This is a genomic window from Pseudomonas sp. UW4, assembly GCF_000316175.1.
In the GTDB taxonomy this organism is placed as follows: Bacteria; Pseudomonadota; Gammaproteobacteria; order Pseudomonadales; family Pseudomonadaceae; genus Aquipseudomonas; species Aquipseudomonas laurylsulfatiphila.
On the sequence record NC_019670.1, the window covers coordinates 4219094 to 4235701 of the forward strand.

General features: G+C 61.6%; 11 protein-coding genes. 7 read left to right on the forward strand and 4 right to left on the reverse strand.

Annotated elements, in window-relative coordinates:
- Positions 1-7: 7 nt before the first annotated feature.
- The 4 genes from PPUTUW4_RS18455 to PPUTUW4_RS18470 are packed head-to-tail and all read right to left on the reverse strand — an operon-like array spanning position 8 to position 5628.
- Positions 8-2059 carry an EscV/YscV/HrcV family type III secretion system export apparatus protein gene (locus PPUTUW4_RS18455; RefSeq protein ID WP_015096052.1) on the reverse strand — a complete coding sequence of 684 codons (2052 nt, stop codon included), beginning with the start codon at positions 2057-2059 and terminating at the stop codon, positions 8-10.
- A 23-nt stretch (positions 2060-2082) separates the two neighbouring features.
- On the reverse strand, positions 2083-3189 hold the full coding sequence (gene sctW / locus PPUTUW4_RS18460) for a type III secretion system gatekeeper subunit SctW (RefSeq protein ID WP_015096053.1): 1107 nt from the start codon (positions 3187-3189) through the stop codon (positions 2083-2085).
- Positions 3186-4841, reverse strand: a complete 1656-nt coding sequence (gene sctC, locus PPUTUW4_RS18465; protein ID WP_015096054.1) for a type III secretion system outer membrane ring subunit SctC — start codon at positions 4839-4841, stop codon at positions 3186-3188. The genes sctW and sctC overlap by 4 nt, the downstream gene beginning before the upstream one ends.
- Before the next feature lie 4 nt (positions 4842-4845).
- Positions 4846-5628, reverse strand: a complete 783-nt coding sequence (locus PPUTUW4_RS18470) for a helix-turn-helix domain-containing protein (RefSeq protein ID WP_015096055.1) — start codon at positions 5626-5628, stop codon at positions 4846-4848.
- Between the two features lie 173 nt (positions 5629-5801).
- Here PPUTUW4_RS18470 and PPUTUW4_RS18475 point away from each other — a divergent pair, with 173 nt between their 5' ends.
- The 7 genes from PPUTUW4_RS18475 to PPUTUW4_RS18505 all read left to right on the forward strand — a co-directional run bounded on the left by PPUTUW4_RS18475 (position 5802) and on the right by PPUTUW4_RS18505 (position 16604).
- Entirely contained in the window at positions 5802-7013 is a 1212-nt protein-coding gene (locus PPUTUW4_RS18475; RefSeq protein ID WP_015096056.1) for a CmpA/NrtA family ABC transporter substrate-binding protein, read from the forward strand.
- A gap of 15 nt (positions 7014-7028) precedes the next feature.
- Entirely contained in the window at positions 7029-7604 is a 576-nt protein-coding gene (locus tag PPUTUW4_RS18480; protein ID WP_015096057.1) for an ANTAR domain-containing response regulator, read from the forward strand.
- 338 nt (positions 7605-7942) lie between these two features.
- Positions 7943-9154: a nitrate/nitrite transporter gene (locus PPUTUW4_RS18485; protein WP_015096058.1), complete on the forward strand. Its 1212-nt coding sequence runs from the start codon at positions 7943-7945 to the stop codon at positions 9152-9154.
- A 7-nt stretch (positions 9155-9161) separates the two neighbouring features.
- On the forward strand, positions 9162-10829 hold the full coding sequence (locus PPUTUW4_RS18490; RefSeq protein ID WP_015096059.1) for a bifunctional protein-serine/threonine kinase/phosphatase: 1668 nt from the start codon (positions 9162-9164) through the stop codon (positions 10827-10829).
- A gap of 290 nt (positions 10830-11119) precedes the next feature.
- Complete coding sequence (nirB, locus tag PPUTUW4_RS18495; protein ID WP_015096060.1) at positions 11120-13573, forward strand: nitrite reductase large subunit NirB; 2454 nt, start codon at positions 11120-11122, stop codon at positions 13571-13573.
- The gene (gene nirD / locus PPUTUW4_RS18500; protein WP_015096061.1) at positions 13570-13887 is read left to right on the forward strand and encodes a nitrite reductase small subunit NirD; all 318 of its coding nucleotides are present in this window, start codon (positions 13570-13572) and stop codon (positions 13885-13887) included. The genes nirB and nirD overlap by 4 nt, the downstream gene beginning before the upstream one ends.
- Positions 13887-16604 carry a nitrate reductase gene (locus PPUTUW4_RS18505; protein WP_015096062.1) on the forward strand — a complete coding sequence of 906 codons (2718 nt, stop codon included), beginning with the start codon at positions 13887-13889 and terminating at the stop codon, positions 16602-16604. Before nirD ends, PPUTUW4_RS18505 begins: the two co-directional genes overlap by 1 nt.
- Positions 16605-16608 lie beyond the last annotated feature (4 nt).

Below are 16608 nucleotides of genomic sequence, written 5' to 3' on the forward strand. Positions count from 1 at the left end.
TATTTCCTTACAGTGTTTTGATGACATTGACGGAGACGGTCTCGGAGATTTCGCCGAACGACATCACGTCCAGCTCCCGGAACCGCCCCTCGATCAGTTTCTTGATGTAGCGCCGCACATCGACCGAACACAGCAACACCATGTCCTTGTGTGCAATGTGCAGACTGCCCAGGCCGACACTCAGCCGGTCCATCAGCTCTTCCGACTCGGCCGGCTCCAGGTTGATGAAACTGCCGCCCGAGGTTTGCCGGATGCCCTTGCGCACCACCTCTTCGAACTCCGCCGACAACAGCAACACCCGCAAGTCATTACCCTGGGCAAACTTGTTGCTGATGTAGCGGGCCAGCGAGCCACGAACGTGCTCGACCAGCGCCAGCGCGTCTTTTTCCCGGGACGCCCAATGGGCCAGGGACTCAAGAATCAGCTTCATGTTGCGCACGGAAATGCGCTCGCCAATCAGGCGCTGCAACACTTCGGTGATCTTCTGCACGGTGACGTGGCGATAGACTTCCTTGAGCAGATCGGGACAGCGGGTTTCCATTTCGTCGAGCAGTTGCTTGGTTTCCTGCACGCCAAAAAACTCCTGGATGTTGCGCGCCAGCAAGGTGACCAGGCAGCGGTAGCATTCCTCGTCCGCCGGGCGCAGGTGATAGCCCAATTGCTGCACCCGTTCCTTGTCGTTGGCGTTGACCCACACCCCGCCCAGGCGATTGCTGTCACTGCCGTGCACCAGGGCAAAGCCCATGGGTTCCAGCTCCGGCGAGTAGTCGAGCAGGCGCCAGTGATCGAAATGGATATCGAATTGCTCGGCGCGCACTTCGTTGATCAGTACCGCCACTTGATGCGCCGGCAAGGCATCGCTGGCGCGCAATTGCGGCTCGGGAATGCGCAGCCCGTAATCGACGAAAAACTGACTGCGAAAACGCGCCGCCCAACGGGCCGCGTTCAACTCATCGAGGCGCGCCGTGGGCACCAACAACATCAGCGGGATGGTTTCAGTGGCGACGTTATCGATGTCCTCGAGCAGGCCCGAGCCGGTCTGCATGGCTTGGCCCTGCGTCGACGATGGACGGCTGTCACCCTGCCCCTCGGCCCTGGAGGCCTTGCGCCGGCGCACGAATACCAGCAGTGCCAGGGCCGCGGCGATGGGCAGGAAAGTCAGCAGCGGAAAACCGGGCAGCAGGCCGACGCCCACCGCCAGCAGCGCCGTCACCCCCAGCACGAAGGGATGACCGAGCATCTGGGCGAGCATGTTGCGCCCCAGGTTGGCGTCATCGCCGTTGACGCGGGTGACGATGAAGCCGGCGCCGATGGCGATCAGCAACGCCGGAATCTGCGCCACCAGACCATCGCCGATGGTCAGCAGGGTGTAGGTCGACAAGGCGGTGGACAGGTCCATGCCCATCTGCCCGACGCCAATGGCCATGCCGCCGATGAAGTTGACGAAGATAATGATGATGCCGGCGATGGCATCGCCCTTGATGAACTTCATCGCGCCGTCGAACGAGCCGTACAACTGGCTTTCGCGCTCCAGCACGCTGCGTTTTTCCTTGGCTTCCTCGGCCGTCATGGCGCCGGCCTTGAGGTCGCCGTCGATGCTCATCTGCTTGCCGGGCATGCCGTCCAGCGAGAAGCGCGCCGCGACTTCGGCCACCCGCTCCGAACCCTTGGTGATCACGATGAACTGGACAATAGTGACAATGGAAAAGATCACGAAGCCCACCACCAGGCTTTCGCCGATCACGAACTCACCGAAGGAGGCGATGATCTCCCCCGCATCAGCCTGGCTGAGGATCAGCCGGCTGGTGCTGATCGACAGCGCCAGGCGGAACAGGGTGGTCAACAGCAGCAACGCCGGAAAGGTCGAGAAACTGAGGATGCGTTCAATGTAGAACGACCCCATGAACACCAGCAGCGAAATCACGATGTTCAGGCCGATGAGAAAATCCACCAGCGCCGTCGGCAGGGGAATGATCAGCATGGCGATGATCATCACCATCAACGTCAGGATCAGCAGCTCCGGACGAGCGCCGACGTTGCGCAAAAACACATTGAGCATGGCAGGTCAGCTCCGGGAAAAAGTCATGAGCAGCCGCCGAGGCGTCGCCGTTCTTTACATTCGTGGGCGTAGGCAATGTCAGCCAGTCGGGTGAACTGTTCTGCCAGGCGCAGTGGTGCGAGTTCATCGGCAAACAGTTGCGGCGGCAACTGCAGGCTGTGCCGGCGCACCTTCTGCAGCAGCGTCGAACGCTCACGGTGCGGGCTCAACAGCACACTCTCACCCAACGCACCGAGCAACAGCTGGTCGAGCTCATCGGGGTACGTCAGCAGGCCGAGCAGGAACACCAGCCAGTCGGGCTCATTGGCGTTGTGCCGGCAAATGAGTGCATCGCCGAGCAGTTGGGTGATAAACAGCTCATCAGCTGAGCGCAGGCGCTTGAGGTCGGTCACCCTGGCCAGCAGTTGACCGAACTCCACGCGCGAGCAACTGGGGTCCTGGGCACTGATATCCGTGAGCAATGCTGCTTCGATGAAGGCAAGTACCGTCATGCGTTGTGACGGACCATACAGTGCGATCCAGTCCTGATAACAACTGATCGGGCCCTCGTCGGACTCCAGAAAATCCCGGTAGGTCTCACGCAACAACCCTGCGCGCACCGCCATGCTCGCCCCGAACATCCTGGCTTTGAGGGCGGCGTTGATCCCGGCATTCATCCGCTTGGGGGAGCCTTGGGCAACCACAGTCTGTAACAGCGTTTCAAGTCGCTGACGGGTGGTCTTTTCCAGTTTCTTGCGACGTAGCAGTTCTCGCAGCACCAACGCCAGATCACTGTCATCGGGGAACAGTTTTCGCACCATTTGCAGCAACCAGGTAACCGGCTTGTCCGCCAGCCGCGCGAGGCTGAGCACCTGCTGCACCTTGGGCACCGTGTCGTCTTCAAGGACACGTTCGAAGTTGTCCATCAGGGTCTCGGACTTGAGTTCGAAATGTCGCCGCCCGCGAAACTGAGCCAGTGCCGCCGACATTTCATCGCTGATCTGCACAAAGCGCTGCGCAACGGTAACCGTCGAGCTGTCGTCGAGATCAACCTGCGCATCTGCCTGGGGCTGTGGATGTTCAGCGGCCTTTTCGGCATTGAACCGTGCCTGGGCGGCTCGCCCGCCTGTGGAAACCGGCGGCAGGATCATTTTTCTGACGCCCGCAAATAGGAGCGGCGCACCCGCTCATGCTGCTGCGGGGTCAGCAGCCGGGTGGCCGGATCAGTCGTGGCGGGCTCCAGTGTGTCGAGAATCTCCTTGGGCTGAATCAGGAACACCCGCACCGTGTTGGCCGAACGGTTCTGGCGATAGCTGAACAGGCGCCCGATCCACGGAATCGAACCCAGTACCGGAATCCGCCCGACTTGCTCGCTGTGATCATCACGGGTGAAACCGCCCACCAACAGACTCTTGCCCTGGGGCACGCGCGCCACCGTGCTGATCCGTGTGCGCCCGACCGTCGGCAAACTGCCAGGTTGCTTGTTCTCATCAGGTTTTTCTACTTCGTTGCCGTCTTCGATATTGAGTGACATTTCAATTTCGTCCGCCTGGGCGAAACGGGGCAGAACACTGACGAGCGTGCCATAGGTCACGTGCTGCAAATCGACACTGCGCTCCCCCACCAGCGGGGCATAAAAGGTGCGGTTGTTGTCGAAGATCGCCGGCACGTTCTCTTGTGTCAGGATCACCGGACGCGAGACCACATTCGCCCGGTTGGTGCGCTCCAGAGCCATGACCTGGGCGACGAACGAAGCGCCATCGAGGGTGGTCGCCGAGCCGGCGTTCAGCGACATGGTGAATGTCCCACTGGACTTCAATGCGCCCTGCCAGTTGATACCCAGCTGGTTGAGTTCATCCTTGTGCAAATCGATGATCCACAACGACAACTCCACGTGCCGTTTCGGCGTGTCCAGCGCACTCACCAGGTTCTCGATAAAGCGCACTTGCTCCGGAAGCCCCTTGACCAGCAGGCTGTTGGTGTCGGGATAGGCCACCACCCGTATATTTCCGGCAGCCGCCTCTCGCGCAATGATTCGCGGCGCGGTCGGGTCTTGCTCCGAGGGGGCGCTCGCCAGGCCTTCCAGGGGAAACGCCGGCATCAATCCCTGAGGACGCTGCGCTGGGGCTTGTGCCACCGACGGCTCGACCTCGCGCTTTTCGCCACGCAACAAGTCCTCGATCACGGTGGCCAGCCCGGGAATGGTCACCTTGTCATCACGCAGCTCATACTTGCGGTCGCTGACAAAGGTATTGCGCACCTGGATCACGCCGATCTGCTGCTTGCCCAGCAACAGTTCCGAGCGCTGGTTATCCATCAGTCCGGCGGCTTGCACCACCAGATCGACATACATCGGCGGGCCCGACACATGAAAAGTGCGCAAACCGTCGTGGCGCAATGGATAACGTGCATCGTGCAACCCGGAACGCTCAAGGAACGCCTGAAGTCTGGTGACAGTCAGGGTCTGCAGCGACATCATCGAGCTTTTGACTTCCGACGCGTCATACAGATAAATCGCCTGGCCATCGCTATACCAGATAAGCCCCATCTGCGCGCTGACCCGTTCAAAGGTCCGCTGCGGCGAACGCAGATCGAAGGCACCGGAAATCCGTTTGGCGGCGGCAGTCTTGCTGACGATGACAGGTTTGCCCAACGGTCCGGACAACTCGCTGAAGAATGTGCGCACGCTCTGTTCGCGAGCCACATAGCCGTCGGCATTGGCGCGTGCGGCAAGCGGCACCAGCGACAACAGGGCGCCTAACCAGAACGGCAAAACAAATAACGAAAGTAATCGGCGGTTCATCGGCTCACTTGCCTGGGAGGTAGGTTATGTCGGCCAGGCTACTGGGCGTGAAGCCAACCAGATCACGGATTTCCTTGGAGAAATGCGAAGAAGAGGCAAAACCCAACTCCAGCGCGATATCCGTAAGGGAGTCGTCCTGCAGGCTCATGTTCAACAGCGCCCTGGCCGCACGCCAGCCGCGCAATGCAGGCTTGGCCGCTGTGCCCAGGGCCTGCCGGCACAGCCGACGGAAGTGCGACACGGAAACGCCATAACGCTGGGCCAGGGTGGTCAACTTTTCGCTGTGGTTGCCCTGCTCCAGCAGGAAGCGCACAAGTCCGTAACTTTCGGTATGACGCAGCACGCCGGCGAAGGTCTGGTAAGCCATCCCCCCGACCATGGCCTGTTCGATGTACCAGCGCTCAAGCACCCGCCCGGACCACACGGCGGGGTACGCCACCGGCAATGCCGCCCAGGATGTCGGGCCGGGTCGTTGATCAACCAGTGTGTTTCCCAGATCGATGAACACTTGCAATTTAACCAGCGCCGCTTCTGCAACCGCCCGGGTCTGCACGCCGCCGCTCAGCTCGAATGTATCGCTCGTTGCAATCAGCCCTTCCCAACCGACCGGCAGACAGACCCGCGGGCGCTGCGCAGAAGCCAGATACACAGGGGATTCGCTGACCCGCACATGCAGCACCCGCTCGCTGCAACGAGCATCGGGCAGACCGGTGGCGCGTAGTAATTGGATTTGCACGCCAACCTCCTTTGCGGCCTGACGATTAACGGCCGGCAGGATGAAAGACATGACGCGATGAATCCTGATGTAAAGCTGATGAACCGGTGATGGCATATGCCTTGCACCCTTCCGGGCACCAGCACCCACGCCAGCGTCGGAATGGGTGCAAAGACAATGGCGTCGTCCCCGGCCTGCCCATGCACGGACCCGGGACGACGTTTTTTTTGCAAGGTGAACGCGCGATGAACGAACCGTCAGCCGGCCCTCTGGCCTGGGTCAATGGCAGCGATGCCCCGGAAAAAACCGAAATCAATCTCGGCTTCATGGCCCTGAGCGACTGCGCCTCGGTGGTGGTCGCCGCCACCCAGGGCTTCGCCCAACCCTATGGTTTGACCCTGAACCTCAAGCGCCAATCGTCCTGGGCCAGCCTGCGGGACAAGCTGGTCAGCGGCGAACTCGATGCAGCCCACAGTCTCTACGGTCTGATTTACGCCGTTCACCTGGGCATCGGTGGCGTGGCCGCGACCGACATGGCCGTGTTGATGGGCCTGAATCAAAACGGCCAGAGCATCAATCTGTCCCGCGGCTTGCAGGCGCTTGGGGTGACCAGTCCTGAGGCATTGGATCGGCACGTGCACCAAACTCGCGCAAAACTCACCTTCGCCCAGACGTTTCCTACCGGCACCCACGCCATGTGGTTGTATTACTGGCTGGCCAGCCAGGGCATTCACCCGCTGCTGGATGTCGACAGCGTCGTAGTGCCGCCGCCGCAAATGGTCGCCCACCTGCGGGCCGGGCGTATCGACGGGTTCTGTGTCGGCGAACCCTGGTCCGCCAGCGCCGTGCAGCAGGACCTGGGTTTCACCCTGGCCACGACCCAGGCCCTCTGGCCCGATCACCCGGAAAAGGTCCTCGGCTGCACCCGTGCGTTCGTCGAGCAATACCCCAATACCGCGCGGGTGTTGGTGATGGCGATTCTGGAGGCCAGCCGCTTCATCGAACAAAGCAGCGAAAATCGTCGCAGCACCGCGCAATTGCTCAGTGCAGCGCAATACCTCGATACGCCGCTGGAATGCATCGAGCCGCGCCTGCTGGGCGACTATGTCGATGGCCTGGGCAATCGCTGGCAAGACCCGCACGCCCTGCGCTTGCATGGTGAAGGCGAGGTCAATCTGCCGTACCTGTCCGACGGTATGTGGTTCATGACCCAGTTCCGTCGCTGGGGCTTGTTGCGCGATGACCCGGATTACCTCGCCGTGGCCCGCCAAGTCCATCAACTAGACTTGTATCGTGAAGCGGCCAGCGCTGTAGGTGTCGCAGCACTGGGCAAGGAGATGCGTAGCAGTCAATTGATCGATGGCAAGATCTGGGACGGTTCGGACCCGGCCGGTTATGCCCGCAGCTTCAAACTGCACGCCATGAGCGACAGCTCCCACCGATCCGCCAGCCGCTGACAGGAGACGACGAACATGCTGCGTATCCTGCTGATCAACGACACCGCGAAAAAAGTCGGACGCCTGAAGGCCGCCCTGACCGAGGCCGGGTTCGAAGTGATCGATGAGTCCGGCCTGACCATCGACTTGCCCGAACGCGTCGAAACGGTGCGTCCGGACGTGATTCTGATCGATACCGAGTCACCAGGCCGCGATGTCATGGAACAAGTGGTGCTGGTCACTCGCGACCAACCGCGACCGATTGTGATGTTCACCGACGAACATGACCCCGATGTGATGCGCCAGGCGATCAAGTCCGGGGTCAGTGCCTACATCGTCGAAGGCATTCACGCACAACGCCTGCAGCCGATTCTCGATGTGGCCATGGCACGCTTCGAAAGCGATCAGGCTTTGCGTGCCCAGTTGCAGGCCCGCGACCAGCAACTGGCCGAGCGCAAGCGCATCGAGCTGGCCAAAGGGCTGCTAATGAAAATGAAGGACTGTAACGAAGAAGAGGCCTACACACTGATGCGCCGCCAGGCGATGAGCCGCCAGCAGAAGCTGATTCAAGTGGCGGAGCAGATTATTGCCATGAGTGAGTTGCTTGGCTGAAGTGCTGTGGCGCCTTTGAGGACGCCATCGCGAGCAAGCTCGCTCCCACAGGGGAATGGCGTCGAACACAAATCACCTGTGGGAGCGAGCTTGCTCGCGATGGCAGCGACTCGATTTCGAGTGTTGGCACAGATCTGGCAAAGCAATCACCACAGGTAACCAACGGCGGTTGCCCCACCTACGACAAAGACGTCGCTCACCTCATTTGCCCTTGGCGGATCGGGTGGCGGCGTTTTTTCGTTTTGGCCCCAGAGCACGGGGCCGGTGGAGCGGCCGTAGCGGCGCCCCACCTGCAAGCTCATGACTCCTTTCGAGACTCTTCACAGCTGAGGTGCGCAATGAATTCAAGCTTCTGGAAATCCGGCCATACCCCCACATTGTTCGCTGCCTTCCTCTATTTCGACCTGAGCTTCATGGTCTGGTACCTGCTCGGCCCTCTGGCGGTGCAGATCGCCGCCGACCTGCACCTGACGACACAGCAACGCGGGCTGGTGGTTGCCACGCCGATTCTGGCCGGGGCGGTCTTGCGTTTTGTCATGGGGATGCTGGCTGATCGCCTGTCACCGAAAACCGCCGGTCTGATCGGCCAGGTCATCGTGATCTGCGCGCTGTTCGGCGCCTGGAAGCTCGGCATCCACAGCTACGAGCAAGCGTTGCTGCTGGGTCTGTTTCTCGGTATGGCCGGCGCATCCTTTGCCGTTGCCCTGCCCCTGGCCTCGCAGTGGTATCCGCCGCAGCATCAAGGCAAGGCCATGGGCATCGCAGGCGCCGGGAACTCGGGGACGGTGTTCGCCGCCTTGATCGCTCCGGTACTGGCGGCGGCGTTTGGCTGGAGCAACGTATTCGGCTTCGCCCTGATTCCGCTGATCCTGACCCTGATCGTCTTTGCCTGGATGGCGAAAAACGCCCCCGAGCGACCAAAAGCCAAATCCATGGCCGACTACTTCAAGGCCCTGGGCGACCGTGACAGCTGGTGGTTCATGTTTTTCTACAGCGTGACGTTCGGCGGCTTCATCGGCCTGGCCAGCGCCCTGCCCGGCTATTTCAACGACCAGTACGGCCTGAGCCCGGTGACGGCCGGTTACTACACGGCGGCCTGCGTGTTCGGCGGTAGCCTCATGCGCCCCTTGGGCGGCGCGCTGGCTGACCGGTTCGGTGGCATTCGGACCTTGTTGGCGATGTACACCGTCGCGGCGATCTGCATCACCGCAGTCGGTTTCAACCTGCCGAATTCCTACGCCGCACTCGCACTTTTCGTCTGCACCATGCTCGGCCTGGGTGCCGGCAATGGCGCGGTATTCCAGTTGGTGCCGCAGCGTTTTCGTCGGGAGATCGGTGTGATGACCGGCCTGATCGGCATGGCCGGCGGCATCGGTGGCTTTGCCCTCGCGGCCGGCATGGGCGCGATCAAACAAAGCACTGGCAGCTATCAACTGGCACTGTGGTTGTTCGCCAGCCTCGGCATTCTGGCCTGGTTCGGCCTGCACGGCGTGAAACGGCGCTGGAGAACCACCTGGGGTTCGGCGGCCGTGACGGCTGCACGGGTCTGACGCCTCGATGAGCCTGCAACTGAGTTTCGCCGAAGCCAGCGCCATCGGTCCGCGCGAGGAGAATCAGGATGCCCTGCGCCTCGTCACGCCGGCCCCGGCGCTGGCGGCGAGCAAAGGCTACCTGTTCGCCATTGCCGACGGTGTCAGCCAGTGCGCCGATGGCGGCCTGGCGGCCCGTTCGACGCTGCAGGCCCTGGCGCTGGATTACTACGCCACGCCGGAAACCTGGAGCGTGGCGCAGGCACTTGATCGCCTGTTGCTGGCGCAAAACCGCTGGTTGCAGGCCAACGGCGGCGGACAACCGCTGCTGACCACCCTCAGTGCGCTGGTCCTGCGTGGCCGGCGTTTTACCCTGGCGCATGTCGGCGATTGCCGGGTGTACCGCTGGCACGCCGACCGATTGCAGCGAATCAGCGAGGATCACGTCTGGGACCAGCCGGGCATGCAGCATGTGCTGAAACGGGCGCTGGGTCTCGATCAACATCTGGTGCTGGATTTTCTCGACGGTGAATTGCGCCCCGATGAAAGTTTCGTCCTGCTCAGCGACGGCATCTGGGCCGTCCTGGGCGATACCGCCATTGCGGCGATCCTGCGTGATCAACCGGACTTGCACAGCGCAGCGCAAACCCTGGTCAATGCCGCACACCTGGCAGGCAGCCAGGACAACGCCAGCGCCCTGCTGGTGCGGGTCGACGCCCTCGGTGAAGCGAGCATTGGCGATGCGTTGATTCACTTGCAGCAATGGCCGCTGCCGCCGGCCCTGAAACCGGGCCAGGCGTTCGAGGGCTGGCAGGTCGAAGGGATCGTCGCACAGAGCCAGCAATCGCTGCTTTATCGCGTGCGCGACACTCAGCAACGACCCTGGCTGCTGAAAACCCTGCCGGGGCGCCTGCACGACGATCACCAAGCCGGGCAAGCGTTGCTGTCGGAAGAGTGGTTTCTCAAACGCGTGGCCGGCCGGCATTTTCCTGAAGTACATGCCGCCAGTCAGCGTCAGCATTTGTACTACGTGATGCGCGAATATTCGGGCGCTACCCTGGCGCACCGGCATGAGCAAAACGGGCCGTTGCCGCTGCCCCAGTGGCAAGACATCGCCGAACGCTTGCTGCGAGCGGTCGGCCTGTTGCATCGACGGCAGATTCTGCATCGCGATATCAAACCGGAAAACCTGTTGCTGGGGGACGACGGTGAACTGCGACTGCTGGATTTCGGCCTCGCCTACTGCCCCGGTCTCTCGCAAGACCTGCCCTGGGCTTTGCCTGGTACACCCAGTTACATCGCGCCGGAAGCCTTTCGGGGCGACGTGCCGACGCCACAGCAGGACCTGTATGCGGTTGGTGTGACCTTGTATTTCCTGCTCACCGGGCACTATCCCTATGGTGAAATCGAAGCGTTCCAGCGCCCCAGGTTTGGTCTCCCGGTCAACGCCAGCCGCTACCGGCCCGACCTGCCGGACTGGATCGCCCATCACCTGGAGCGCGCCGTGGCGGCGGCCCCCGAACAGCGTTTCGAAACGGCGGAAGAATGGTTGCTGCTGATCGAGCAAGGCGAACGCCGCAGTTTGAGCGTGCGTCCAAAACCCTTGCTGGAGCGTGAACCGCTGAAAGTCTGGCGGACGTTGGCGCTGGTATCGCTGCTGCTCAACCTGGTGCTGCTGGTGGTGGCGCTCCATTAGCGGGCAACGCGCCTTTAATCGGTGCATTCCCTCACAAACCTGCCCTTGCGAACGGGAAGAACGCCAACAAACACGGGACCTGAGCGACTTGGCACAACCACTGCATTACCCTTTTCAACAGACATAAAGCGCAGGCTTCAACGACGAAGGCTGCACTTCCCGAGAGAACGGGACCAGGACAAAGGCGTCCTCGCTAGGCAACTAGCGGGACGCCTTTTTTTGTTTGCGCAAAATTTGTCGAGCATGGCCTGAACCCTGTTGAGGCAGGCCTGAGCTCCCCGGAGAACCTGATGAAAAAACTAAAACTGGTGATGATCGGCAACGGCATGGCCGGGGTCCGGACCCTGGAAGAACTGCTCAAGCTGAGCACTGAGCTGTACGACATCACGGTCTTCGGCGCCGAACCGCACACCAACTACAACCGCATCCTGTTGTCGCCGGTGCTGGCAGGCGAACAGACCTTCGAGGAGATCGTGCTCAACGATCTGGACTGGTACCTGGACAACAACATCAAACTGCTGCTCAACCGCAAAGTGGTGGAGATCGACCGGGTCAAGCGCCGGGTCATTGCCGAAGACGGCAGTGAAGCCGAATACGATCGCCTGCTGATCGCCACCGGCTCGACGCCTTTCATCCTGCCCATTCCCGGCAACACCCTCGAGGGCGTGATCGGCTACCGCGACATCGCCGATACCCAGGCCATGATCGACACCGCGAAAACCTACCGCCACGCCGTGGTGATCGGCGGCGGCCTGCTCGGCCTGGAGGCCGCCAACGGCCTCATGCTGCGGGGCATGCACGTCACCGTGGTGCATCTCGGCGAGTGGCTGCTGGAGCGGCAACTGGACAAGACCAGCGGCCAGTTGCTGCAAACCGCCCTGGAGTCTCGCGGCCTGCATTTCCGTCTGTGCGAGCAGACCCAGGCCTTGCACGACGCTGGCAACGGTCGGGTCGGTTCGGTGCAATTCAAGAATGGCGACATCATCCCCGCTGACCTGGTGGTGATGGCTGCCGGCATTCGCCCCAATACCGAACTGGCGGAGAAATCCGGCATTCCGTGCAACCGCGGGATTGTGGTCAACGACACCCTGCAAACCTATGACCCGCGGATCTACGCCATCGGCGAGTGCGCCAGCCACCGCGGCATCGCCTATGGTCTGGTGGCGCCGCTGTTCGAACAAGCCAAAGTCTGCGCCAACCACCTCGCCCAACTGGGGTTTGCCACCTACAAGGGCTCGGTGACCTCGACCAAGCTGAAAGTCACCGGCATCGATCTGTTTTCCGCCGGCGACTTCATGGGCGGTGAAGGCACCGAGACCATCACCCTCTCCGACCCGATTGGCGGGGTCTACAAGAAACTGGTGATCAAGGATGACGTGCTGGTCGGCGCCTGCCTGTACGGCGATACGGCCGATGGCGGCTGGTATTTCCGGCAGATCCGTGAAAACCACGCCATCGGCGAGATCCGCGATCACTTGATGTTCGGCGAAAACGCTTTGGGCGACGTAGGGCACCAAGGCCAGGACAAAGCCATGAGCATGGCCGACACGGCCGAAGTCTGCGGCTGCAACGGCGTGTGCAAAGGCACCATCGTCAAGGCCATTCAGGAACACGGGCTGTTCAGTGTCGACGAAGTGAAGAAACACACCAAGGCTGCCAGCTCCTGCGGTTCGTGCGCGGGTTTGGTGGAGCAGATCCTGATCAACACCGTGGGCGGTGCCGCCGACGTCAAACCGAAAAGCGAAAAGGCCATCTGCGGCTGCAGCGACCTCAACCACGGACAAATCCGCCAGGCCATCCGCGAGCAACACCTGCTGACCATCGCCGGCACCCTGAGCTACCTGAACTGGCGCACACCCAACGGCTGCGCCACCTGCCGGCCGGCACTCAACTACTACCTGATTTCCACCTGGCCGGGGGAAGCCAAGGATGATCCGCAATCGCGCCTGATCAACGAACGCGCCCACGCCAACATTCAGAAAGACGGCACCTACTCGGTAGTCCCGCGGATGTGGGGCGGTGTGACCAATCCTTCAGAACTGCGACGCATTGCCGACGTTGCCGACAAGTACAACGTGCCGATGGTCAAGGTCACCGGCGGCCAGCGCATCGACTTGCTGGGGATCAAGAAGCAGGACTTGCCAGGCGTCTGGAAAGACCTCGACATGCCGTCCGGCCATGCCTATGGCAAATCCATCCGCACCGTGAAGACCTGCGTCGGCAGCGAGTTCTGCCGCTTTGGCACGCAGAACTCCACACAACTTGGCATTGAACTGGAACATGACCTGTTCAACATGTGGTCGCCGCACAAAGTGAAACTGGCTGTCTCCGGTTGCCCGCGCAACTGCTCGGAAGCGGGCATCAAGGACGTAGGCATCATCGGCGTCGATTCCGGCTGGGAGATGTACATCGGCGGCAATGGCGGGATCAAGACCGAAGTCGCGGAATTCTTCGTCAAACTGAAAACCGCCGAGGAAGTCCGCGAATACAACGGCGCATTCCTGCAGCTCTATCGCGAAGAAGCCTTCTACCTCGAGCGAACCGTGCACTACCTGCAACGGGTCGGCATGGACCACATCAAGAAAGCCGTGCTTGAGGACCCAGAGCGGCGCAAGGCGCTCAACGATCGCCTGCAGTTCTCCCTGTCGTTCGAACAGGACCCATGGAAGGAACGCCTGGAACAGCCACAACTGAAAAAAGAATTCGACGTCATCCCCGTGAAAAACCTGGAGGTGCTGGCATGAACTGGCTGGATATCTGCGCACTGGATGAAATCAATGCCCTGGGCTCGCGGATCGTTACCGGCCCTAAAGGCGACATCGCGATTTTTCGTACCAGCGACGATGAAGTGTTCGCCCTCGACGACCGTTGCCCGCACAAGGGCGGACCGCTGTCCCAAGGTTTGATCTACGGCAAACGCGTGGCCTGCCCACTGCACAACTGGCAAATCGACCTGGAAAGCGGCGAAGCCCTGGCCCCGGACGTCGGCTGCGCCCACCACCACCCGGCGCGGGTCGAAAATGGCCGAGTGATGCTGGCCTTGCGGGATGCAGGCTGATGGACCGCCAGATCACCGCGTCCACTTGCTGCTATTGCGGGGTTGGCTGCGGCGTGCTGATCGAGCATGACGGCGAGCGCATCCTCGGCGTCAGCGGCGATCCGGCACACCCGGCCAACTTCGGCAAGTTGTGCAGCAAGGGATCAACCCTGCATCTGACCGGCGACTTGACGGCAAGGGCGCTGTACCCGGAGTTGCGCCTGGGCAAAGGCCTGGCGCGCAGCCGCACCGACTGGGATAGCGCGCTTGATCACGCCGCCAGCGTTTTCGCCCAAACCATTGCCGAGCATGGCCCGGACAGCGTGGCGTTCTACATTTCCGGGCAGTTGCTGACCGAGGACTACTACGCCTTCAACAAACTGGCTCGAGCGCTGGTGGGCACCAATAACATCGACAGCAATTCGCGGCTGTGCATGTCGTCGGCGGTGGTCGGCTACAAGCGCAGCCTGGGCGCCGACGCCCCGCCATGCAGCTATGAAGACCTGGAATTGAGCGATTGCGTGATGATCGTCGGCAGTAACATGGCCTACGCCCACCCGGTACTGTTTCGCCGACTGGAAGAAGCCAAATCCCGCCGGCCGCAGATGAAAGTCATCGTCATTGACCCACGCCGGACAGACACCTGCGATCTGGCTGACCTGCACCTGGCGATTTTGCCTGGCACCGATGTCGCCTTGTTCCATGGGATTTTGCATCTGCTGCTGTGGGAAGACTGGATCGACCGTGACTTCATCAAGGACCATACCGAAGGCTTGCCCGAGCTGAAGAAACTGGTGCGCGATTACATACCGCAGATGGTCTCGCAGCTCTGCGGAATCAGCGTCGGGCAATTGCAGCAATGTGCCGAGTGGATCGGCACATCACCGTCTTTCCTGTCGCTGTGGTGCATGGGGTTGAACCAATCCACCGCCGGCAGCGCGAAAAACAGTGCACTGATCAATCTGCACCTGGCCACCGGGCAGATTGGCCGTCCGGGTGCAGGTCCTTTCTCATTGACCGGTCAGCCGAATGCCATGGGCGGGCGGGAAACCGGTAGCCTGTCTAACCTGCTGCCGGGTCATCGTGACGCCGCCAACCCTGAGCACCGTGCCGACGTGGCCGCTTATTGGGGTGTTGATCAACTGCCTGAAAACCCGGGGCTGACTGCCATCGAGTTGTTTGAGCAGGTGGGCAGCGGCAAGATCAAAGCCTTGTGGATCGCCTGCACCAACCCCGCGCAGTCTCTTCCCGATCAGGCTGCCGTGCGCACGGCACTGGAGGCCTGCCCGTTCGTGGTCTTGCAGGAGGCCTTTCGCACCACCGAAACCGCCAGGTTTGCCGACCTGTTGTTGCCCGCCGCCAGTTGGGGCGAAAAGGACGGCACGGTGACCAACTCCGAACGGCGTATTTCCCACGTCCGCCGCGCAATCGTCGCACCAGGTGAAGCGCGCCCGGACTGGACAATCACGGTGGATTTCGCACAGCGCCTGGAAAAACATCTGCGCCCGGAAGCCACCAGCCTGTTTGCCTTTGACACCCCGGCGCAGATCTTCGACGAATACAAACAGCTGACACGGGGCCGGGATCTGGATTTGTCCGGGATCAGCCACGATTTGATCGACACCATCGGCCCGCAACAATGGCCCTTTCCTGCGGGGTCCAGCGCAGGCACCGCCCGCCTCTATCTCGACGGCATTTTCCCGACTTCCAGCGGACGCGCGCAGTTCGTGGCCGATCCGTATCGCGCCGCCAAGGAACAACGGGATGCGCGTTTTCCGCTGACGCTGATCACCGGTCGTCTGCGCGATCAGTGGCACGGTATGAGCCGCACCGGCACCGCCGCGCAGTTGTTCGGCCATGTCAGTGAAGCCGTATTGAGCCTGCACCCGGATGAACTGCGCAGGCATCGCCTGCAAACGGGCGATTTGATCAGCCTGAAAAGCCGCCGCAGCGCGGTGATCGTGCCGGTCGCCAGTGACGACAGCGTACGTCCGGGCCAAGCCTTCTTGCCGATGCATTTTGGTGACCGTTTTCTCAAGGGGGGCGTGAACAGCCTCACCCTGCCCGCCTTCGACCCGTTGTCGAAACAACCGGAGCTCAAACACAGCGGCGTGCGCCTGGAACCGGTGCAATTGCCTTGGCACCTTTTCGCGCTGATAGAAGGCGATGTCCAACAACACTTTGAGACTCTACGCCCCCTCTGCGAGGCGTTTTCCTACGTCAGCCTCAGTCTCACCGGTCGTGAGCGCCCTGCGCTGCTGATACGCGCTGCCAGCGCCACGGCGCCAGATCCGCAACTGCTGCGCGATATCGATCAATGCCTGGGGCTAAACGACGGACCGGTGCTGGCCTACGACGATCCACGACGCTCCATCGGTAAGCGGGTGCGGATCGAGAACGGCCGGATCACCGCGATCCGCCTGGCGGGTGAAACCCTCGCCCGGCACTGGCTGCAAAACCTCTGGCTCGAAGGTCGCGCCGATGAACAGCTACGGCGCTGGCTGCTCGCGCCCTTGAGTGCCCCACCGGGCCAGGTTGACGCCGAAGCGATCGGTAACAAAACCCTGTGCAACTGTAAGAACGTCAGCCAAAACGCGGTCTGCGCCGGCATCCGCCGAGGCCTGGACTTGCCGGGGTTGAAACAAGAATTGGGTTGCGGCACGCAATGCGGCTCCTGCGTCCCGGAAATCAAGCGTTTGTTGGCCGCCACCGCGCAGCCGCAAGCCGCCATCTCGTGAGGAA